Here is a 20,506-nt window from a genome sequence, read left to right as displayed (position 1 = left end):
TCAGTTTCGGGGGCAGTCAGGCCCCGGCCCGGCGGACGGCGGCGTGGACGTGCGGCGGGGTCATGCCGGTCCGCGCCTGCTCGAGGGCGGCTTGCTGACGGGCGGCGAAGACGCCCGCCTCCGTGCGGTTGCGGAAATGCAGCTTGGACAGCACGCTGCGCACCATCGACTTGATGACCGCTTCCGAAAGGTCCAGCGCGTTGGCGATGGTCCGGTTGTTCATGCCCTCGCCCAGCAGGCGCAGAGTCTCGAATTCCGGATCGGACAGGCGCGGCAGTAGCGTCAGCCGGATCTCGTCCACGCCCAGGCGCGACAGGAACTGCTTGGGCATCAGGCAATGGCCTTCCAGCCCGAGGTCCAGCAATTCGTTGATGCGGTCGACGTTGAGATCCTCGAACACCCAGGCGTCGGCGAAGGCCAGGATATGGGCGGCGTCCAGCAGCTCGCGGGAAGACAGCACGACGACGATCCGTGAGCGGCGCGACAGCCGCAGATAGACCATCGGTTCATTCTCGCGCAGCGCCGTGAACTGCTGCAACCCGATCAGGATCGCATCCGGCGTCAGTGCGCTCTGGGTCAGCTCCCCGATGTCGTGCAGGACCGTGACGCGATGGCGGCCGCCCCGGTCGAGCTGCTGGACCACGTTCTCGGTCAGCGCGTTGTTGTCGAGGATCAGGCAGACATGCATGGGAGTCACCGCGTTGCGGGTCTGGTGAGATGCTTTCTCATGGGCGTACTCATGGTGTGTGTGCATGGGTCAGCTCTGTCTGGAGGAGGCATCCACGGCCGGCCCGGCTCAGGGCATTGCCGCCTGCGTCTAAGGGTTGATGAGGAACCGGCCGGTTGGCCCAGGCACGTCATGGATTGGGTCACGTCGTTGGGGAATATTGCAGGGATGAAAGTATTTGCGTGCGGACTGCACACTCCCTCCTTGTCGGGGTTCGGGAAGTCCTGTTCGCACCGCGTGATTTAGAAATGATTGGTGCTCTTCGTAAATCAGGCGATGGATGATCAGCCAAGATCGCTTCCCGTCTCCTTGTTGGTCGTCTCAGGTTTCGAAACGGTAACACCTATGGAATGATGTGTGCTGGCCGGGTCACACGGGAATGCGCGTTGGTACAGGCATCCTTCAGGACTATCCTTTCGGTTTCGCAACCGCTTTTTCCTCCTCTATTGCGTGCTCGAATCGGGATTAGCCGCATCCCTGCCACACGAACGCCGCAAAGATGGCAAGGTTCCAGATAAATTCCCGTCGATAATGGAGAGAGCGGGTCTCTGTTTGAATGAACCCGTCCGGATCGAATGAATCCAATGGATGTGCGCGATAACTCTATTCGCAGACGCAATAGACTCTATGACCTTAGGCAGAGCCGTTTCTTGTGGGTCGCATGACGAACGGTGCCTCGAAGGAAGGTGGCGGCTTCGAATGACCTATGGCCCTTGTCGGGATACAGCGCCCCTTCCGATCGTGGTATCAGATACTCAACACAGAGAAGAACAGCCCCACAACGGCAGACAGCCTTCCGGCCGATGCCCGAAGGGGATGCAGCAAAAATCGGCCACCAAGCCGTGCAGGCGGAATGAAATCGGTTACCCGGGTGCCGCGGGGGCGCACCGGGCCGAGATTGACAACAAGCCCTGACGGGCGGTCGTCCGCAAAGCGGACGGCACCGGCAAGGGCCGGCGAGCGAGGATGACGGGGACCATGAAGATTCTGATCGGGGACGACCATCTGCTGTTCCGCGAAGGCCTGCGGCGTCTGTTGGAACAACTGCAGGGCGATGCCAGCTTCGTGGAAGCCGGCACCTTCGACGAGGTTCTGCAGCAGTGCCGCACCAGCGGCACCTTCGACATCATCCTGATGGATCTGCATATGCCGAACTGGCCGGGCTTCGACGGCCTGCGCGAGATCCAGGCTCTGCAGCCGGGTGTGCCGGTGGTTGTGATCTCCGCGTCGGAAGCGCTGGGCGACATCCGCGGCGCGCTCGACCATGGCGCGACCGGCTACATCCCGAAGTCGAGCAGCGTGAAGGTCATGATGGGTGCCCTGAACCTCGTGTTCTCGGGCGGCATCTACCTGCCGCCTGGCGCCTTGACCGCCAGCATGGACGCCGCCCCGCGCCGCCGGACCGTCGACATGTCCGACCGCAACGCCGGCTACGGCCTGACCCAGCGCCAGCGCGAAGTGCTGGAATGCCTGCGCCTCGGCAAGTCGAACAAGCAGATCGCCTATGAGCTGGGCCTGTCGGAAGGCACGGTGAAGATCCACGTCACCGCCATCTTCAAGTCGCTGGGCGTCAAGAACCGCACCCAGGCCGTCATCGCCGCCGCCGCCATGTCGGCGTAAGCCGTCAAGATCAGGTCGGCGTAGGCCGCACCGAAGCGTTCCAATGGGAATCGACCGGTCCGGGGCACGTCCGGATCGTGGGACTGGGCTGCGGGGCATCGCCTTCGCGGCCCATTTTCTTTTGCCTGCGACCTCATCCCCGGCCCGCGAGACAGCCTGCCTCTTGACCGGGCGGGTTGCCCGATGCTATCCGCCCCTCTTGATCTCGTGGAATCGTCCGTCCGGCTTGCCGTCCGGCAGGGTTCCGCCTGACCCGCGCCGCCATCCGGGCCGTGCGCGAAGCCGCCACCGCAAGGACGCCACCGCAGCGCCATGAGCGATATTTTCCGCGAAGTCGACGAGGATCTGCGCCGGGACCGCGCGGAGCACCTGTTCAAAAAGTATGGCGGCGCCATGATCGCCGCGGCCGTCCTGGTCGTCGCCGGCACCGGCGGCTACAGCTTCTGGCGCCATTGGCAGGCACAGAAGAAGCAGGAGCAGACCGCCGCCCTCGTCACCGCCATCTCGCAGAGCGGCCAGGGGCCGGAGAAGGGTATCGACGCGCTTGCCGCGTTCGCCGGTTCCGCCGATCCCAGCCTCGCCGCCATCGCCCAGTTCAACGCCGCGGCGCTGATGATCCGTCAGGGCAAGGGCGCCGATGCCGCGACCGTCTATGACGGCATCGCCGGCAACGCCTCCGTGCCTGCCCAGTACCGCGACCTCGCCACCCTGATGGGGGTGATGCAGCGTGCCGACAGCGGCGACCCGGCGCAGCTGACCGCGAAGCTGCAGCCGCTGACCGCCGACACCAGCCCCTGGCGCTTCTCGGCGCGCGAGCTGACGGCGATGCTGGCCGCCCGTGCCGGCGACACCGAGAAGGCGCGCACGCTCTACAAGCAACTGGCGGATGACCAGCAGGCCCCGTCGGGCGTGCGCGGCCGCGCCGCCGATCTCGCCTCCCTCTACGGCAAGGGCTGACCCGCGCCATGAAGACCAAGACCGAGAAGACCAAGACCGAGAAGACCGCGATGGCCGGTTCGATCCGCCGCGCCGCGCTGCTCTCGGCATCGCTGCTGACCGTCCTGCTCGCCGGCTGCGATACCATCGACAGCTGGATGGGCAAAACGCCCGATCCTCCCCTGCCGGGCAAGCGGGTCGCCGTGCTCCAGCGCGAGCGGAAGGTGGAACCGGACGCTCAGCTCGCCGCCACCGCCGTCACCGTGCCGCCGCCGGTCGCCAATGCGGCCTGGGCGCAGCCGGGCGGCACATCGGACCATGTGCTGGGCAATCTCGCCTTGTCGGCCAGCCCGTCCGACGCCTGGCGCGCCGATATCGGCGCCGGGTCCAGCAGCTCGCGCGCTCTGCTCGGCACGCCGGTGATCGCCGACGGCCGCATCTTCGCGATGGATGCCGATTCGCACGTCACCGCGCTGAACGAGCGCAGCGGCCAGTCGCTGTGGCGCTTCGACACCCGTCCGGAGAACGAGCGCGGCGGTGCCACCGGCGGCGGCGTCGCCTATGCCGACGGCCGCGTCTACGCCGCCACCGGCTTCGCCGAGGTGCTGGCCTTCGACGCCGGCAGCGGCAAGGTGCTGTGGCGCAAGCGCATCGCCGGCCCGGTCCGCGGTGCGCCGACGGTTGCTGGCGGCCGTGTACTTGTCATCACGCTGGACAACCAGACCATCGCGCTGTCCACCGATGATGGTGCGGTGCAGTGGTCGCAGCAGGGCATCCTGGAGACCGCCGGCCTGCTCGGCGCCGCCAGCCCGGCCGCGACCGGCACACTGGTCGTCTCCCCCTATTCCTCGGGCGAGCTGTTCGGCCTGCGTCCGGAAAACGGCCGTGTCGCCTGGCAGGACAGCCTCGCCAACATCCGCCGCACCGGTGCGCTGAGCAATCTGGCCGACATCCGCGGCCTGCCAGTGGTCGACCGCGGCGCCGTCTATGCCATCGGCCATTCCGGCCGCATGGTCGCCATCGACGAGCGCATCGGCGCCCGCATCTGGGAAACGGAGATCGGCGGCGTCCAGAACCCCCTGGCTGGCCGGCGATTACCTGTTCACCGTCACCAACGACCAGGAAGTTGTCGCTGTGGCCCGCCAGAACGGCAAGGTCCGTTGGGTGGCGCCGCTCGCCCGCTTCAAGGATCCGGAGGACAGGTCCGGTCCGATCGTCTGGTCCGGCCCGGTGATGGCGGGCGGCCGCCTGTGGGTCGCCGGTTCCAACGGCCAGCTGCTCGGCCTGTCGCCGTCCGACGGCAAGGTCGAGGTGACCCGTTCGCTGCCCACCGGTTCCTACTTGTCTCCGGTCGTTGCCAACAACACTCTCTATGTGCTGTGCGACAACGGAACGCTCGTCGCGTTCCGCTGATCGCGGATTTCCTCCGTCTGTTGTGAAAGGCCTTTGGCCCCATGTCGTTCACCGTGGTCCTCGTCGGTCGGCCGAATGTCGGCAAATCGACCCTCTTCAACCGTCTGGCCGGCAAGAAGCTGGCCCTGGTGGACGATACGCCGGGCGTCACCCGTGACTGGCGCTCGGCCCCGGCCCATGTCGGCGGCTTGTCCTTCACGGTGGTCGATACCGCCGGTCTGGAGGATGTGACCGACGACAGCCTGGAGGCGCGTATGCGCCGCCAGACCGAGCAGGCCCTGGCCCGTGCCGATGTCGCGCTGTTCATCATCGACGCCCGCGCCGGCATCACCCCGCTGGACCGCCATTTCGCCAAGCTGCTGCGCCGGGGCAAGACCCCGGTGCTGCTGGTCGCCAACAAGACCGAGGGCAAGGCCAGCCAGCCCGGCATGTTCGAATCCTACGAACTCGGCCTGGGCGATCCGATCCCGCTGTCCGCCGAGCATGGCGAGGGCATGGCCGATCTGGTCGAGGCCCTGCTGCCCTACGCTCCGCCGGAGGAGTCCGACGAGGCCGAGGATGCCGATGACGGCTTCGACCCCTCCATCCCCATCGGCGACCAGCCCGAGCCGGAGGAGGATCGCAGCAAGCCGATCCAGATCGCCATCGTCGGCCGTCCGAACGTCGGCAAGTCGACGCTTCTGAACAGCCTGCTCGGCGAGGAACGCGTGCTGACCGGTCCCGAAGCCGGCATGACCCGCGACGCCATCGCCGTCGACTGGGAGTGGCGCGACCGGCGCTTCAAGCTGGTCGATACCGCCGGCATGCGCCGCCGCGCCCGCGTCGACGAGAAGGTGGAAAAGCTGGCGGTCGCCGACAGCCTGCGCGTCATCCGCATGGCGAATGTCGTGGTGCTGGTCGTCGATGCCGCCGCCATCCTCGACAAGCAGGACCTGACCATCGCCCGGCTGGTGATCTCCGAGGGCCGCGCCCTGGTGATCGCCGTCAACAAGTGGGATGCGGTCGAGGACCGCGCCATGGCGCTGCGTCAGGTCGAGGACAAGCTTGAGGCAGCGCTCGGCTACATCAAGGGCGTGAAGGTCGTCACCATCTCGGCGCTGAAGGGCCACAAGCTCGACACGCTGCTGGACGGTGTGCTGGAGACCTATACGGTCTGGAACCGCCGCATTCCGACCGCCCAGCTGAACCGCTGGATCGAGGGCGTTCTGGACCACCATCCGCCGCCCCTGGTGGAAGGCCGCCGGGTGAAGATCCGTTACGTCACCCAGGTGAAGACGCGTCCGCCGACCTTCGCACTCTTCGTCAACAAGCCGCTGGACCTGCCGGAAAGCTACCAGCGTTACCTGACGACGCATCTGCGCGAGAGCTTCGACATGCCCGGTGTGCCGGTGCGCCTGCTGCTGCGCAAGGGCAAGAATCCGTACGCGGACGATTGATCCCGATGTTCCCTTTTTCCCGATGGGAAGAGGGCTACGACCAGCACTGGTAAAGTTGTGGAGCGCGATCTGATACGGTCACGCTCCACACAAAGTGTCGCGATGACCTGCGTCCGCCTGTAGGGCGGCATTACATGGTGTCGATGGGAAGCGTCCCCGTTGATTGGGCAGGCGCTGGTATCCGCCCAGTCCCGGCTACCCAAAGGCGATTGTCCGCCGGCCTGCTCCTGAAATTTGGACGCCGCCGCCTCAATCGCCCGATCCAACCCCTTCATTGCGGTCGCCAGGCCGTCCGGGCCTCGCCATCGATCATCGCTACAATTGATTTGATAGCGGCCCTCAGTGATGGGGGGGCCGGCATCGCGCCATGCGATTGCCCGTCCCCAGGATAAATCCCGTCTCGACAGCGAAGCCTGCAACTGATATCCATTCTCATGAAATTGAGAGCCATTCGCAGTCCGGGAGTGATGGATGTTCATCGATAAGATCGCTGGGGTCGCTTTTGCCGTCGGTGCCTTGACCGCCTTTTCCGTGCAAGCGCAGGAAGTCAATGTCTACAATTCCCGACATTACAATACCGACCGCGCGATCTATGAAACCTTCACCAAGTCGACCGGCATCAAGGTCAACATTATTGAAGGCAACCACGACGAACTGATCCAGCGCATGAAGTCGGAAGGCGCCAGCAGCCCGGCCGATCTGTTCATCACCGTCGATGCCGGCCGTCTGGCCGCTGCCGCCAAGGAAGGGCTGCTCGGCTCCGTCACCTCGCCTCAGCTCGATGCGATCAAGGTCCCGGCCAACCTGCGCGACCCGAACGGCGCCTGGTGGGGCCTGTCCAGCCGCGCCCGCATCGTCGTCTATGCCCGTGACCGGGTGAAGCCGGAGCAGATCAAGGACTACGAGGATCTCGCCAAGCCGGAATGGAAGCACCGCGTGCTGACCCGCAGCGGCACCCATCCCTACAGCCTGGCCCTGACCGCCTCGATGATCGAAGCGCTGGGCGAGGAGAAGACGGAGGAGTGGGTGAAGGGCCTCGTCGCCAACCTCGCCCGCCCGCCGCAGGGCGGCGACACCGACCAGATCAAGGCGGTCGCGGTCGGCGAAGGCGATCTCGCCATCGCCAACACCTATTATGTCGGCAAGATGATCACCTCGGCCAAGCAGGAGGACCGTGAGGTCGCGTCCAAGATCGGCGTGATCTTCCCCAACCAGGGCAACCGCGGCACCCATGTGAACCTCAGCGGCGCCGGCGTGGTGAAGACCTCCAAGAACCAGGAGAACGCCCGCAAGCTGCTGGAATATCTGCTGAGCCCGGAGGCCCAGCGCCAGTTCGCCGACGGCAACATGGAATATCCGGTCAACCCGGCGGTTCAGCCGCATCCGGAACTGGTGAAACTCGGCAGCTTCAAGGCGGCTGAGGTGAACGCCGCCTCCTTCGCCGCCCACACGCCGCAGGCGCTGCGCATCATGGACCGTGCCGGCTGGAAGTAAGATGACAGAAGCCCTTTCCCCGTCCGCCCTGTCCCCCTCGGTCGTCCTCTCCGGCATCACCCACCGTTACGGTCGCGCCGACAGCGGCGTGACGGCGGTCGACGGCGTCTCGCTGTCGGTCGCCCCGCGCGAGGTGGTGTGCATCGTCGGCCCGTCCGGTTGCGGCAAGTCGACCTTGCTGCGCCTGATCAGTGGGCTCGAGGCGGTTCAGAAGGGCGAGATCGCGGTGGACGGGCAGGTGCTCGCCACCGCGGGCCGGTCGCTGCCGCCGGAAAAGCGGCCGGTCGGCATGATGTTCCAGGACTTCGCGCTGTTCCCGCACCTGACGGTGGCGGGCAACATCGCCTTCGGCCAGACCGACCGGCCGCGCGCCGAACGGCGCCGCCGGGTGGACGAGTTGCTGGAGACCATGGCGCTGACCCGCTATGCCGACGCCTACCCGCACACCCTGTCGGGCGGCCAGCAGCAGCGGGTCGCGCTGGCCCGCGCCATGGCGCGCGACCCCAAGGTCCTGCTGCTGGACGAGCCGTTCTCCGCACTGGACGAGCAGCTTCGCCGGTCGGTGCGGGAGGAGGTGGTGCGGATCATCCGCGCCAGCGGCATCGCCACCGTCGTCGTCACCCACGACCCGGAAGAGGCGATGGAGATGGGCAACCGCGTCGTGGTGATGGAGGCCGGGCGCATCGTCCAGGCCGACACGCCGGTGACCCTCTATCAGCGCCCGGCCAACAGCTTCGTCGCCCGCCTGTTCGGCGAAGTGAACCGTTTCGAAGCGACGGTGCGCGACGGGCAGATCGTCACACCGCTCGGCCGGATCATGGCCCCCGGCCTGCCCGGTGGAACGAAGGTCGAGGTCGCCTGCCGGGTCGAGGATTCTGGAACTGCTTCCACCGGGCACCCGGCCCGACGCCGTTCCGGTGCGGGTGCGCCATTCCAGCTTCCTCGGGCCGGCGACGCGGGTGTGCCTGGATCTGGCCGGATCGGAGATCCATGCGCGCCTGCCCGGCCATGTCGACGTGCGGGCCGGCGAGGAATTGTCCGCCGCGATGGCCGCCGAGCGGGCGATGGTGTTTCCGGCAGGGTAACGGGGATGTGGGCGGGAGGCCTCAGGCCCCCGCCCGCACCTCGTCCTCGCCGAATTGCAGCCGGCACAGCCGGGCATAGGCCCCGTCGGCGGCCAGCAGCGCCTCGTGCGGGCCCTGTTCGATGATGCGGCCGCCTTCCATCACCACGATCCGGTCGGCATTGCGCACCGTCGCCAGACGGTGGGCGATCACCAGCGTCGTGCGCCCCTCCGTCAGACGTTCAAGCGCCGCCTGCACCAGACGTTCCGATTCGCTGTCCAGCGCGCTGGTCGCCTCGTCCAGCAGCAGGATCGGCGCGTCCTTCAGGAAGGCGCGGGCCAGCGCCAGACGCTGGCGCTCGCCGCCCGACAGCTTCACGCCGCGGTCGCCGATCACCGTGTCATAGCCCTCCGGCAGCTTCGACACGAAGTCGTGCGCGGCGGCTGCCTTGGCGGCGGCGATCACGTCATCCATCCCGGCATCGAGCCGGCCGAAGCAGATGTTCGCCCGCACCGTGTCGTTGAACAGGACCGTGTCCTGGCTGACGATGGACACGGCACCGCGCAGGCTGCGCAGGGTGGCGCCGCGGACATCCTGGCCATCGATCAGCACCTCGCCCCCCGTCACGTCGTAGAGGCGGGGGATCAGGTTGAAGACAGTCGATTTGCCGGCGCCGCTGCGCCCGACCAGCGCCACCGTGCTGCCGGCCGGCACGTCGAGGTCGATCCCCTTCAGCGTGTCGGCCCCGGCCTCGTAGGAGAAGCGGACGCCGCGGAGCGCAACGGCGCCCGTGGAGACGGAGAGCGGCTTGGCGCCCGGCTGCTCGACGATGGTCGGCTGCTGGTCCAGCAGCTCGAAGATGCGCTGGGCGGCGGCAAGCCCTTCCTGCAACGCGGCGTTCAGCGTGCCGATGGCGCGCACCGGCTGGGCCGCCATCAGCAGCGCGCCGACGAAGCCGGAGAAGGCGCCGACCGAGCCTTCGCCCATCGTCATGCGATAGCCGGCGAAGGCGATCACGCCGGCCACCGCGACGCCGCCCAGCACCTCCATCATCGGGTCGATGCGCGACCGGGCGCGCACCGCCTTCATCGTCAGCAGATAGTTCTCGTGGAAGGCGCGGCCGGCGCGGGCGCGCTCATAGTCTTCGAGGTTGTAGGTCTTGACCATGCGCGCGCCCGACAGGCTTTCGGTCAGCAGCGAGGTCATGTCGCCCATCTGCGCCTGGGTGTCGCGGGAGACACGGCGCAGGCGCTTGCCGATCCGCACGATGGGAACGGCGGCAATGGGATAGATGATGAAGACGATCAGCGACAGCAGCCAGTCGAGATAGAACATCGACCCGACGAGCGCGATCACCGTCAGGATGTCACGCACCAGCCCGGTCAGCGTCCGGGTCAGCGCATTGCGGATCAGATCGACGTCGTTGATGAAGCGCGAGGTCAGCGACCCGGTGGGCGTGGCGTGAAGCTGCGCCATGTCGGCGGTTTGCAGGTGCGTGAACATCGCCAGCCGGACGTCGGCGATGATGCGCTGGACGATGTCGCTGGTCACCACCGTCTGGGAATAGAGCGACACGCCCTTGATGATCGTCACCGCCACGATGGCGAGCGGGATCACCAGCAGCATGCCGCGGTCCTGGGCGGAGAACATGGCATAGGACCGGTCGATCAGCAGCGGATAGGCGCCGGTGGTCGCCGCCACCACCGCCATCAGTACGAAGGACATCAGCAGCTTGCCGCGATAGGGGCGCACCCATTCGCGCCACATCCGGGCCGCCAGCCGTTCGGTCGCCGCATCCAGGCGCAGGGGCTTGCCGCTCTTGTTCGTCACGGTCGCATCCGATCATCTTGTCCGATGGGGATGGCTTAGCCCATGGGCTTCGGCTTTGTCCACCGGTCGACGTGCCGCCGCCGGTGCTGGTCACAGGCTTCCTTTACCGATTCCGTACGAGGATGCTGACGATCGGGGCGGCGAACATCGGTGCCGCCGGGGATGGGGGGAAGGCCAATGCCGAATGGAACCAGCCTGAATGGCGGCATCAATGGCGTCAACACTGCCGGTAACAATGGTGGCGGGAGCGCGCGGCGTCCGCGCATCGGTCTTGCGCTGGGCGGCGGCGTGGCGCGCGGTTGGGCGCATATCGGGGTGCTGCGGGCGCTGAAGCGCTATGGCATCGAGGCCGACATCGTCTGCGGTTCCTCGGTCGGGGCGCTTGTGGGCGGCGTCCATCTGGCGGGAAAGCTCGACACGCTGGAAGAGTGGGTGCGCACGCTGACCCGGATGAAGATCGTCGGCTATCTGGATCTGCGGCTGCGCCAGAGCGGCGGACTGATCAGCGGCGACCGGCTGCTGGCCGAATTGCGCCTGCATCTGGGCGACGTGCGGATCGAGGAACTGCCATGCCCCTATGCCGCCGTCACCACCGATCTGGTGACCGGCCACGAGGTGTGGCTGCAACGCGGCGAACTGGTCGACGCCATGCGGGCGTCCTTCTCGCTGCCGGGGGTGTTTCCGCCGGCGTCCATCGACGGGCGCTGGATGATCGACGGTGCGCTGGTCAACCCGGTGCCGGTGTCGGCCTGCCGGGCGCTGGGCGCGCAGATGGTGATCGCCGTCAATCTGGCCGGCGATATCCTCGGCAAGGCGCGCAAGCCCGGATCGAGCGTGCCGACCGCCGCAGGATTCGACCTGTTGCGGCTGGTCGAGGACGAGACGCCGGACCATCGCGCGCCGAGCGGCATCGGCGCCCTGACGCGTCGGATCTTCCGCCGCGACTATGAGGGGCCGAGCCTGTTCGGCGTGATGGTCTCGTCGCTCAGCATCGTCACCGACCGCATCACCCGGTCACGGCTTGCCGGCGATCCGCCGGACGTGCACATCGTGCCGCGGCTGGGTCACATCGGGCTGACCGAGTTCGACCGGGCCGACGATTGCATCCGCGAGGGTGAGGCGGCAGTGGAGCGCGTCTTGCCGGAACTGCACGACGCGCTCGCCGTCTTCGCCACCGGTCCGCGCGAATCGACGCGTGCACCGGTGCGCGACTGAGGCCTTTTGGCGGCCAGTCTTAGTGATCGATGGCGGTGCCCAGCGCCGCACCGCCCAGACCGCCGATCACGGCGCCGCGGGTACCGTCCACGGCGTATCCGCCGGCCGCACCGGCCGCACCGCCGACCACGCCGCCAGTCGAGCAGGCGGTGACGGAAAGGAGCGCGAACACCGCACCGATCAGACGCAAACGGGACATCATACTACCCTCCACGTGTTGACTGTTCGGTCTCTAAACACGCGAAAACGCATTTTGCTTCCATCGCCCCCTGATCTTTTGGTCCTGCTTCTTTGGGGGAACTTCTTCTCTCCATAAGCGTTGACCGGACTTTAACCGTGAAACGTTGATACGGGGGAACCACCATGCGGACCATGACCAACAGGTTGCGCGTCACGGCCATCGCCGCGGTCGCGGCTCTGTCGCTCGGCGCCTGCCAGACCGGCAACAACAGCGGCGGCGGCATCGGCGGGATGAACACGTCGGAGACCGTCGGCACGCTGGGTGGCGCCGTCGCCGGCGGCCTGCTCGGCTCGCGCTTCGGCGGCGGCGCGGGCAAGCTGGCGACGACGGCCATCGGCACGCTGGTCGGCGCCTATGCCGGCCAGCAGCTGGCCCGGCACTTCAGTCCTGCCGACCAGAACCGCGCGTCGGACGCGGAGGAGCGCGCGGTCGCCAACAACCAGACCATCACCTGGAACAACCCGCAGTCCGGCAACAGCGGCACCATCCAGCCGGTGAGGACCTATCAGGGCACCGACGGCCAGACCTGCCGCGACTACAATCATACGGTCGTTATCGAGGGCAGGACCGAGGTCGCGCGCGGCACGGCCTGCCGTCAGGCTGACGGAAGCTGGAGACTGGTATCGTAAGCGTACAGCCTATCCGAATGACCGCCTCCGGGTCCTACTCCTTGCGGATGTGGGGAGTTGCCGTCAAAATCAAGGAGTTCCGCCGGATGGCGGCCCAATAAGAACGGCGTGCGGGGCTTATGGAGGCGGTCAGCTACATCATCCTCATCGGATCGACCCTGCTGATCGTCAGTGTGCTGACCAGCTATCTTGCTTTGCGGGTCGGTGCGCCGCTGCTGCTGATCTTCCTCGGCATCGGCCTGCTGGCCGGCGAGGATGGGATCGGCCACATCTCCTTCAACGATGCCGGCTCCGCCTTCCTGATCGGATCGATGGCGCTGGCCGTGATCCTATTCGAAAGTGGGTTCGATACCAAGCTCGCCAGCTACAAGGCCGCAGCTTGGCCGGCGATGACGCTGGCGACGGTCGGGGTGGCGGTGACCACCGGCGTGGTGGGGATCGCCGCCCATTACCTGATGGGGCTGGCCTGGGGGGAGGCGCTGCTGGTCGGGGCGGCGTGCAGTTCCACCGATGCGGCGGCGGTCTTCTTCCTGCTGCGCGTCGGCGGCATCACGCTCCGCGACCGCGTCCGCTCCACCCTGGAAATCGAATCGGGCAGCAACGACCCGGTCGCCATCATGGTGACCATCCTGCTGGTGGAGGCGGCGACCCACGGTCTGGCGTCCCCCATCGCCATCGTCGGCGAACTGGTGCTGGCCTTTTCGCTGGGCGGGGTGATGGGGCTGGCCGGCGGCTGGCTGCTGGTGACCTTCATCAACAAGGCGAATTTCGAAGCCGGGCTGAATCCGGTGGTGACGCTGACCTTCGCCCTGTTCATCTTCGCCGTCACCAACGTCATGGGCGGCAGCGGCTATCTCGCCGTCTATGCCGCCGGGCTCTATGCCGGCAACGTCAAGCTGCGCGGTGCGCTTGAGCTGCGGCGTTTCCATGCCGGGCTGACCTGGCTCAGCCAGATCGTCATGTTCGTGATGCTGGGGCTGCTCGCCACGCCGCGGGAATTCGCCGGGATGATCCTGCCGGCGCTGGGTGTGGCCTTCGTCCTGATCGTCGTCGCCCGCCCTGCCGCGGTGTGGATGTGCCTGCTGCCCTTCCGCTTCTCGGTGCGGGAGACCAGCTTCATCGCCTGGGTCGGCTTGCGCGGTGCGGTATCGCTCCTGCTGGCGCTGGTGCCGGTGCTGGGCGGGCTGGAGAACGGGCAGTTGATCTTCAATACCGCCTTCATCGTCGTGGTGGTGTCGCTGCTGGTGCAGGGCTCGACCATCGGCACGATGGCGCGGGCGCTGGAACTGATCGTTCCCCCGCGCCGCGGCCCGGTGGAGCGCGTGGAACTGGAGCTTCCCGGCAATGCCGACCAGGAGCTGGTGGCCTACACCGTCCACGCCAAGAGCCCGGCGGCCAGGGGGCAGCGCATGCCGCGCTGGGCCAGGCCGTCGCTGGTCATCCGCTCGGGTGCCGTGGTGCCACTGCACAAGGCGAAGCCGTTGCAGCCCGGCGACCATGTTTATCTCTTCACGCCGCAGCATCGGCTGACCCTGATCGACAGGCTCTATGGCGGCAGCCGGGCGCTCGACCAGAACGACCGGGAATTCTACGGCGATCTGGTGCTGAGCCCGGACGCGACCGTAGAGCAGATCGCCGAGATGTACGGGCTGCCGCTGTCGCTGCCCAACGCTCGGTTGACGCTGAGCGACTTGCTGCGCAACGAGTTCGGCGGTTCCTGCGAGTTGGGCGACCGGGTACGCATGGGCGGCGTCGAGCTGATCGTGCGCGACATGGAGGACAACATCATCACCTCCGTCGGCTTGGCGCTGGAGCCGGCCCGCGTGACCAGCCGCCGCCGGCCGCTCTATCAGCGGCTCATCGATATCGGCGGGCGGCTGCGCGGCTGGTGGAACGAGCAGTCCTTTCGCCGCTGGAAGGAACGCGAAAAGCAGCGGGCGTGCCGGACGGGCATCCCGGCGGCGGAGGCTCGTCACGAAGAGCGGGTGGAAAGCCGCACGGAGGTCTGACGGTCAGTCGCGGTGCCCAGGCCGCGACGCCGCGATGGTGCGGCTGAGATAGATGACCGGGGCGAGGCCGACCAGAACGATCACCAGGGCGGGCAGGGCGGCATCGTCCAAACGCTCCGTTGAGGCCATGCGGAAGGCCTCGATCGCCAGCGTGTCGAAGTTGAAGGGCCGCAGGATCATCGTCGCCGGCAGCTCCTTCGTGATGTCGACGAAGACCAGCATGGCGGCGCTCAGCAGGCTGGGGCGCAGCAGCGGCAGATGGACCCGGCGCAACACCTGCAACGGCGTGTGCCCGAGCGAGCGCGCCGCCCCTTCCAGATTCGGGCCGATCTTGGCGAAGCCCGACTCCAGCGGCCCATAGGCGACGACGAAGAAGCGGATCAGGTAGCCGTAGAGGATGCCGGCGATGGTGGTGCCGAGGATCGCCCCCATCGGCCAACCGGTCCAGTCGCGCGTCAGACCGACGGTGATGAGGATGCCGACGGCGATCACCGTGCCCGGCGTGGCATAGCCGAGCGAAGCGAGGCGTGCGGCGCCGGTGGCGAAGCCGCTGCGGTCATGGCGCACGCCATGGATCACCATCAGCGCCACCGCGACGACCAGAGCCGCGCCGCTGGCGCCCAGGATGAAGGTGTTCACGGTCAGGTCGGTGAAGCGGGCAAGCGTCAGTTCGATGCCGCCGCGCAGGATCATGCGGATCAGCACGGCACCCGGCAGCAGGAAGCCGAACAGCACCGGCGTCAGGCAAACGATCCACGCCACCGTTGTGCCGCGGGCCGACAGGCGCGGGGCGGGCAGGGCGCGGTAGCGGCCGGTGGTCTGGTGGAAGCGCATCTTGCCGCGCGACAGCCGTTCCAGCCCGACCAGCGCCAGCACCACCAGCAGCAGGACGGCCGCCAACTGCGCCGCCGCGGCCGGATCGCCCAGCGCGAACCATGTGCGGTAGATGCCGACGGTGAAGGTGTCGATGCCGAAATAGCGGACCGCACCGAAGTCGGCCAGCGTCTCCATCAGCGCATAGCCGACCCCGGCCACCAGCGCCGGCCGGGCCAGCGGCAATGCGACGCGGCGGAAGGCGCCGAAGGCAGTGCAGCCCAGCGTGCGACTGGCCTCCAGCACGCAGACCGACTGTTCGAGGAAGGCGGCGCGGGTCAGGACATAGACGTAAGGATACAGCACCGACGACAGCACCAGCCCCGCACCCCAGGCGGTGTGGATGTCCGGGAACCAATAGTCGCCGCGCCGCCAGCCGAAACTGGCGCGCAGGAAGGACTGCAACGGTCCGGCAAATTGCAGGAAGTCGGTGTAGGTGTAGGCCAGCACATAGGCCGGCATGGCGAGCGGCAGCAGCAGCAGCCATTGCAGGACCCCGCGTCCGCGGAAGTCGTGCATGGTGACGGTCCAGGCGCAGGCCACGCCGGTCACCAGCGTGACGATCCCGACGATGCCCAGCAGGATCACCGTGTTGAAGATATAGCCGGGAAGCACCGTCCGCGCCATGTGACCCCACAGATCGGTGGAGACGCCGGCGGACTGGACGAAGACGGCAAGGATCGGCAGGGCGATCAGCAGCGCGAGGATCAGGGCGAACAGCCCCGTCGTGCCGATGCGTGCCCAGAGATGGCGGGGTGAGAAGGACGGGGAGCCGGGGGACTTCGCGTCTGTCGCCATCGCCATGCGGAAACATCCTCGCATCGGTTCAAAAAATCAGGGTGCAAAAAGAAGACGGCGCCTGCTCCCTGTCAGGGGGCAAGCGCCGCCGGTACTCTAACCTATATGCGAACGGTTATCAGCTGGCTTCGGCGGCGCGCGAGTGGCGCTTGCGCTCGTTCGGATCGAGGTAGCGCTTGCGCAGGCGGATCGACTTCGGCGTCACTTCCACCAGCTCGTCGTCGGAGATGTAGGACAGCGCCTTTTCCAGGGTCATCTGGATCGGCGGGGTCAGGCGGACAGCCTCGTCCTTGCTGGTGGTGCGGATGTTCGTCAGCTGCTTGCCCTTGATGACATTGACCTCAAGGTCGTTGCCGCGGGTGTGCTCGCCGATAATCATGCCCTGATAGACCGGCACGCCCGGATCGATCAGCATCGGGCCGCGATCTTCCAGGTTCCACAGGGCGTAAGCCACCGCGGTGCCGTCGCTGTTGGAGATCAGGACACCGGTGCGGCGAGCCGCAATGGCGCCCTTGAACGGGGCGTAGCCATGGAACAGGCGGTTCATGATGCCGGTGCCGCGGGTGTCGGTCAGGAACTCGCCCTGATAACCGATCAGGCCGCGCGACGGCGCATGGAAGACGATGCGGGTCTTGTTGCCGCCCGACGGGCGCATCTCGATCAGGTCGGCCTTGCGCTCCGACATCTTCTGGACGACGGTGCCCGAGAACTCCTCGTCGACGTCGACGACGACTTCCTCAATCGGCTCCAGGCGCTGGCCGTTCAGCGGATCGGTCTTGAACAGCACGCGCGGACGGCTGATCGCCAGCTCGTAGCCCTCGCGGCGCATCGTCTCGATCAGGATGCCCAGCTGCAGTTCGCCGCGGCCGGCCACCTCGAAGGCGTCGCCGCCCTCGGTGTCGGAGATGCGCAGCGCCACGTTGCCTTCGGCCTCGCGGAACAGGCGGTCGCGGATCATGCGGCTGGTGACCTTGTCACCCTCGCGGCCGGCCAGCGGGCTGTCGTTGACCGAGAAGGTCATCGCCAGGGTCGGCGGGTCGATTGGCTGGGCCGACAGCGGCTCGGCTACTTCAGGCGCGCAGATGGTGTCGGCAACCGTGGTGTTGGTCATGCCGGCCAGAGCGACGATGTCGCCGGCATGCGCCTCGTCCACCGGAACGCGCTCCAGGCCGCGGAAGGCCAGCACCTTGCTGATGCGGGCGTTCTCGATCAGCTTGCCGTCGCGGCTCATCGACTTGACGGCCATGTTGACCTTGACCGAACCGGTCAGGATGCGGCCGGTCAGGATGCGGCCCAGATACGGGTTCGCTTCCAGCGTGGTCGCCAGCATGCTGAAGGGCAGGTCTTCCTCGACCTTCGGGGCCGGGACATGGTCGCGGATCAGCTCGAACAGCGGGGTCAGCGTCTCGCGGGCGCCGTTCTCCAGATCCGTGGTCGCCCAGCCGTTGCGGCCCGAGGCGAACAGGGTCGGGAAGTCCAGCTGCTCGTTCGAGGCGTCGAGCGAGGCGAACAGGTCGAACACCTCGTCATGCACCTCGTGCGGACGGCCGTCGGGACGGTCCACCTTGTTGATGACGACGATGGGACGCAGGCCGAGCTTCAGGGCCTTGCCCAGCACGAACTTGGTCTGCGGCAGCGGGCCTTCGGCCGCGTCGCAGAGCAGGACGACGCCGTCGACCATGGAGAGGATGCGCTCCACCTCGCCGCCGAAATCGGCGTGGCCCGGGGTGTCGACGATGTTGATGCGCAGGTCGTTCCACAGAACGGACGTGCACTTGGCCAGGATGGTGATGCCGCGCTCACGCTCCAGGTCGTTGGAGTCCATGGCGCGTTCGGCGACCTGCTGGTTCTCGCGGAACGAGCCGGCCTGCTTGAGGAGCTGATCGACCAGCGTGGTCTTGCCGTGGTCGACGTGGGCGATGATAGCGACGTTACGGAGATTCATGGAGCCTTCGGTCTCGCAAGGGCACCCCCGACACGCAGCAGCGTCATGCCACAAACAACAAAAAGGCCCGCCGAAAGAAATCGGTGGGCGCTGTCGGGGAAACTGTTGCGGCGCAATATATCGGATCCGTGGCAAAAACGCAAGCGTTGTACCCTTTGGTCTAGGGCGAATTTCCGGGATGGAGCCATGCGTCAATGGCCCTTACATTGGGGACGATGATCCGCTTCGCTTCCGCTTCCCGCCGCCGCGCGGCCGCTGCAACGAGGATTGCAGCCGCTCCGCTCAAGGCCCCGATCGCCGCACCGTTGGTCGCCGCCCTGCTGATGCTGGGCCCGGCCGACGCCGGCTATGCCCGCGACTTCGCCGCCCGACAGCGTCCCCGGCGCCGTGCCCGCGGCGCCGCCTGGAGGGTGCCCTGCCGGACGCCGTGCCGCCGGACGAGGAGGTGAGGCCGGCTGGCATCGCCTATGAGGTGGAGATCACGGGCGTCGAGGATGAGGGGTTGCGCGGCACGCTGCGCGACGCCTCGACCCTGGTGGAGCTGAAGGACGACCATCCGCCCTCGCTCATCGGGCTGGAGCGGCGGGCCGACAGCGACCGCGACCGTCTGCAGACGGCGCTGCGCTCCGCCGGCTATTATGACGCCAAGCTGGACATCCGCATCGACGATCCGGCGGCGGGCACCCTGCCTGCGGGCGGACAGGCTCCCCCCGGTCAAGGTCACGGTCGCGGTGACGCCGGGGCCGCTCTATCACATAAAGTCGGTGACGGTGCGCGGCGCGGCCAACGCCACGGGTGCTTCTACCCTGCCGAAGGAGGTCGCGACCGACGATCTCGGCCTCGTCGCCGGTGCCCCCGCAATCGCGCAGAAAGTGCTGGACGCCGAATCGGAACTGGTCGGCCGGCTGAGCAAGCGCGGCTATGCCTTCGCCAAGGTGCCCGACCGCGAGGTGGTGGTCGACCATTCCGACCGCACGATGGATGTCACCTACAGCGTCGATCCCGGTCCGCTCACCCGTTATGGCGCCACCCGCGTCGAAGGGCTGGAGAAGGTCGACGAGGATCTCGGTGCGCGGGCGTCTCGCCTGGAAGGAGGGGCAGGTCTACGACCCCGGAGCCACCGACCGGGCGCGTCAGGACATCGCCGCCCTCCAGGTCTTCGACACCGTGCGGGTGCGGATGGCGGACGAGCCGGGGCCGGACGGCGTGACGCCGGTCATCGTCTCGGTCAGTGAGCGCAAGCGCCGCTTCATCGGCGGCGGCGTCACCTATTCGACGCAGGACGGGGTGGGCGCCAACGCCTATTGGGGCCACCGCAACCTGTTCGGCGGGGCGGAGCAGCTTCGCGTCGGCGTCGATGTCGGCCGCGTCGCCGGCTCAAGCGGCGGTACGTCGAGCAAAGGCAACGACCTGCCGGACCTGCGCTTCAGCGTCAACTTCCGCAAGCCCGACTTCCTGGCGGTGAAGCAGTCGCTGGTGGTCAATTTCGCCGTGGTGAACGACCAGCCGCCGGCCTACAGCCGCGTCGCGTCCGAACTGACGGTGAAGCTGGAGCGGCCTTTAACCGACCAGCTGACCGTCAGCTATGGCGTGGCCGGCGAGCGCGGCCGGGTGCGGACGGAGGACACCACCTATCAGACCTCCTTCATCGGCGTGCCGCTGGGGGCGGCCTGGAACGGCACCGACAATCTGCTGAACCCGACCTCCGGCCAGCGGGCGTCGTTGCAGGTGACGCCCTGGTTCCCGGTGGGCGGCGACACCAAGTCGCCCTTCACCTCGATATTGCTGAACGGCTCCACCTACTACGATCTCGGCAAGGATGGGCGCTATGTCGCCGCGGGCCGGATCGGTCTGGGCAGCATCCTCGGCACGTCGCTGAGCGACATTCCGCCGGATCACCGCTTCTATGCCGGCGGCGGCGGTTCGGTGCGCGGCTACGGTTTCCAGAAGGCGGGGCCGCGCGACCGCTACGACGATCCGGTCGGCGGCCGGTCGCTGTTCGAGGTCGGGGCGGAACTGCGCATCAAGGTGACGGAGAGCATCGGCGTGGTGCCCTTCGTCGATGCCGGCACCGTCTATGACAAGGCCTATCCCGACTTCAGCGAGCCGTTGCGCGTCGGCGCCGGACTGGGGCTGCGCTACTACACCGACTTCGGCCCGCTGCGCGTCGATGTCGGCGTTCCGCTCAATCCCGCCAGCGGCAATTCGCGCTGGCAGCTGTATCTCAGCCTGGGTCAGGCGTTCTGATGGCGCATTTTCGTCCCAATCCTTTGGGA

At 67.2% G+C, this 20,506-nt stretch carries 17 protein-coding genes and 1 pseudogene; 13 read left to right on the top strand and 5 right to left on the bottom strand.

The window, feature by feature from the left end:
* Positions 1 to 16: 16 nt before the first annotated feature.
* Positions 17 to 754 carry a response regulator transcription factor gene (locus ACWPN3_RS17825; RefSeq protein ID WP_247872880.1) on the bottom strand — a complete coding sequence of 246 codons (738 nt, stop codon included), beginning with the start codon at positions 752 to 754 and terminating at the stop codon, positions 17 to 19.
* 951 nt (positions 755 to 1,705) lie between these two features.
* Between ACWPN3_RS17825 and ACWPN3_RS17820 the strand changes: the two genes are divergently transcribed.
* The 7 genes and pseudogenes from ACWPN3_RS17820 to ACWPN3_RS17790 all read left to right on the top strand — a co-directional run bounded on the left by ACWPN3_RS17820 (position 1,706) and on the right by ACWPN3_RS17790 (position 8,836).
* Positions 1,706 to 2,347: a response regulator transcription factor gene (locus ACWPN3_RS17820; protein WP_109096802.1), complete on the top strand. Its 642-nt coding sequence runs from the start codon at positions 1,706 to 1,708 to the stop codon at positions 2,345 to 2,347.
* Positions 2,348 to 2,659: 312 nt separating this feature from the next.
* Complete coding sequence (locus tag ACWPN3_RS17815; protein ID WP_492240668.1) at positions 2,660 to 3,304, top strand: tetratricopeptide repeat protein; 645 nt, start codon at positions 2,660 to 2,662, stop codon at positions 3,302 to 3,304.
* 8 nt (positions 3,305 to 3,312) lie between these two features.
* Positions 3,313 to 4,308 (top strand): annotated as a pseudogene (locus ACWPN3_RS17810) (PQQ-binding-like beta-propeller repeat protein); the annotation flags it as partial.
* Positions 4,271 to 4,696 carry an outer membrane protein assembly factor BamB family protein gene (locus ACWPN3_RS17805; protein WP_492261889.1) on the top strand — a complete coding sequence of 142 codons (426 nt, stop codon included), beginning with the start codon at positions 4,271 to 4,273 and terminating at the stop codon, positions 4,694 to 4,696. The pseudogene ACWPN3_RS17810 and the gene ACWPN3_RS17805, both read left to right, overlap by 38 nt.
* Positions 4,697 to 4,737: 41 nt before the next feature.
* Positions 4,738 to 6,132 (top strand): ribosome biogenesis GTPase Der, encoded by a 1,395-nt coding sequence (der, locus tag ACWPN3_RS17800; protein WP_109096799.1) that lies wholly within the window; start codon positions 4,738 to 4,740, stop codon positions 6,130 to 6,132.
* A gap of 471 nt (positions 6,133 to 6,603) precedes the next feature.
* On the top strand, positions 6,604 to 7,626 hold the full coding sequence (locus ACWPN3_RS17795) for a Fe(3+) ABC transporter substrate-binding protein (protein WP_492240666.1): 1,023 nt from the start codon (positions 6,604 to 6,606) through the stop codon (positions 7,624 to 7,626).
* A 1-nt stretch (position 7,627) separates the two neighbouring features.
* On the top strand, positions 7,628 to 8,836 hold the full coding sequence (locus ACWPN3_RS17790) for an ABC transporter ATP-binding protein (RefSeq protein WP_492261640.1): 1,209 nt from the start codon (positions 7,628 to 7,630) through the stop codon (positions 8,834 to 8,836).
* Here the strand turns inward: ACWPN3_RS17790 and ACWPN3_RS17785 are convergent.
* A complete protein-coding gene (locus ACWPN3_RS17785; RefSeq protein WP_492261639.1) occupies positions 8,733 to 10,520 on the bottom strand; it encodes an ABC transporter ATP-binding protein in 1,788 nt (595 codons plus the stop codon). The two genes, ACWPN3_RS17790 and ACWPN3_RS17785, sit on opposite strands and share 104 nt — an antisense overlap.
* 177 nt (positions 10,521 to 10,697) lie before the next feature.
* Here ACWPN3_RS17785 and ACWPN3_RS17780 point away from each other — a divergent pair, with 177 nt between their 5' ends.
* Positions 10,698 to 11,735, top strand: coding sequence for a patatin-like phospholipase family protein (locus ACWPN3_RS17780; RefSeq protein ID WP_492240663.1), 1,038 nt, complete (start codon positions 10,698 to 10,700; stop codon positions 11,733 to 11,735).
* A gap of 19 nt (positions 11,736 to 11,754) precedes the next feature.
* On the opposite strand, the gene ACWPN3_RS17775 is transcribed toward ACWPN3_RS17780, so the two are convergent.
* The gene (locus ACWPN3_RS17775; protein WP_085089555.1) at positions 11,755 to 11,937 is read right to left on the bottom strand and encodes a hypothetical protein; all 183 of its coding nucleotides are present in this window, start codon (positions 11,935 to 11,937) and stop codon (positions 11,755 to 11,757) included.
* A 161-nt stretch (positions 11,938 to 12,098) separates the two neighbouring features.
* Between ACWPN3_RS17775 and ACWPN3_RS17770 the strand changes: the two genes are divergently transcribed.
* On the top strand, positions 12,099 to 12,605 hold the full coding sequence (locus ACWPN3_RS17770; protein ID WP_109096794.1) for an RT0821/Lpp0805 family surface protein: 507 nt from the start codon (positions 12,099 to 12,101) through the stop codon (positions 12,603 to 12,605).
* A 119-nt stretch (positions 12,606 to 12,724) separates the two neighbouring features.
* Positions 12,725 to 14,614, top strand: a complete 1,890-nt coding sequence (locus tag ACWPN3_RS17765; protein ID WP_492240661.1) for a potassium/proton antiporter — start codon at positions 12,725 to 12,727, stop codon at positions 14,612 to 14,614.
* Positions 14,615 to 14,617: 3 nt separating this feature from the next.
* Here the strand turns inward: ACWPN3_RS17765 and ACWPN3_RS17760 are convergent, their stop codons facing one another.
* Together ACWPN3_RS17760 and typA are read right to left on the bottom strand one after the other, a co-directional pair.
* Entirely contained in the window at positions 14,618 to 16,291 is a 1,674-nt protein-coding gene (locus tag ACWPN3_RS17760) for an ABC transporter permease (protein ID WP_492240660.1), read from the bottom strand.
* Between the two features lie 112 nt (positions 16,292 to 16,403).
* Positions 16,404 to 18,230 carry a translational GTPase TypA gene (gene typA, locus ACWPN3_RS17755; RefSeq protein ID WP_109096791.1) on the bottom strand — a complete coding sequence of 609 codons (1,827 nt, stop codon included), beginning with the start codon at positions 18,228 to 18,230 and terminating at the stop codon, positions 16,404 to 16,406.
* Between the two features lie 194 nt (positions 18,231 to 18,424).
* Here typA and ACWPN3_RS17750 point away from each other — a divergent pair, with 194 nt between their 5' ends.
* The 3 genes from ACWPN3_RS17750 to ACWPN3_RS17740 all read left to right on the top strand — a co-directional run bounded on the left by ACWPN3_RS17750 (position 18,425) and on the right by ACWPN3_RS17740 (position 20,477).
* Positions 18,425 to 18,679, top strand: a complete 255-nt coding sequence (locus tag ACWPN3_RS17750) for a hypothetical protein (protein WP_492261638.1) — start codon at positions 18,425 to 18,427, stop codon at positions 18,677 to 18,679.
* A 189-nt stretch (positions 18,680 to 18,868) separates the two neighbouring features.
* The gene (locus tag ACWPN3_RS17745) at positions 18,869 to 19,465 is read left to right on the top strand and encodes a POTRA domain-containing protein (RefSeq protein WP_492261637.1); all 597 of its coding nucleotides are present in this window, start codon (positions 18,869 to 18,871) and stop codon (positions 19,463 to 19,465) included.
* Positions 19,410 to 20,477 (top strand): autotransporter assembly complex protein TamA, encoded by a 1,068-nt coding sequence (locus ACWPN3_RS17740; protein ID WP_492261888.1) that lies wholly within the window; start codon positions 19,410 to 19,412, stop codon positions 20,475 to 20,477. Before ACWPN3_RS17745 ends, ACWPN3_RS17740 begins: the two co-directional genes overlap by 56 nt.
* Positions 20,478 to 20,506 lie beyond the last annotated feature (29 nt).

It is taken from the genome of Azospirillum sp. UENF 111221 (assembly GCF_058780625.1).
The sequence above is the reverse complement of the archived record's forward strand: the minus strand, read 5'-3'. Positions and strand labels throughout refer to the sequence as shown.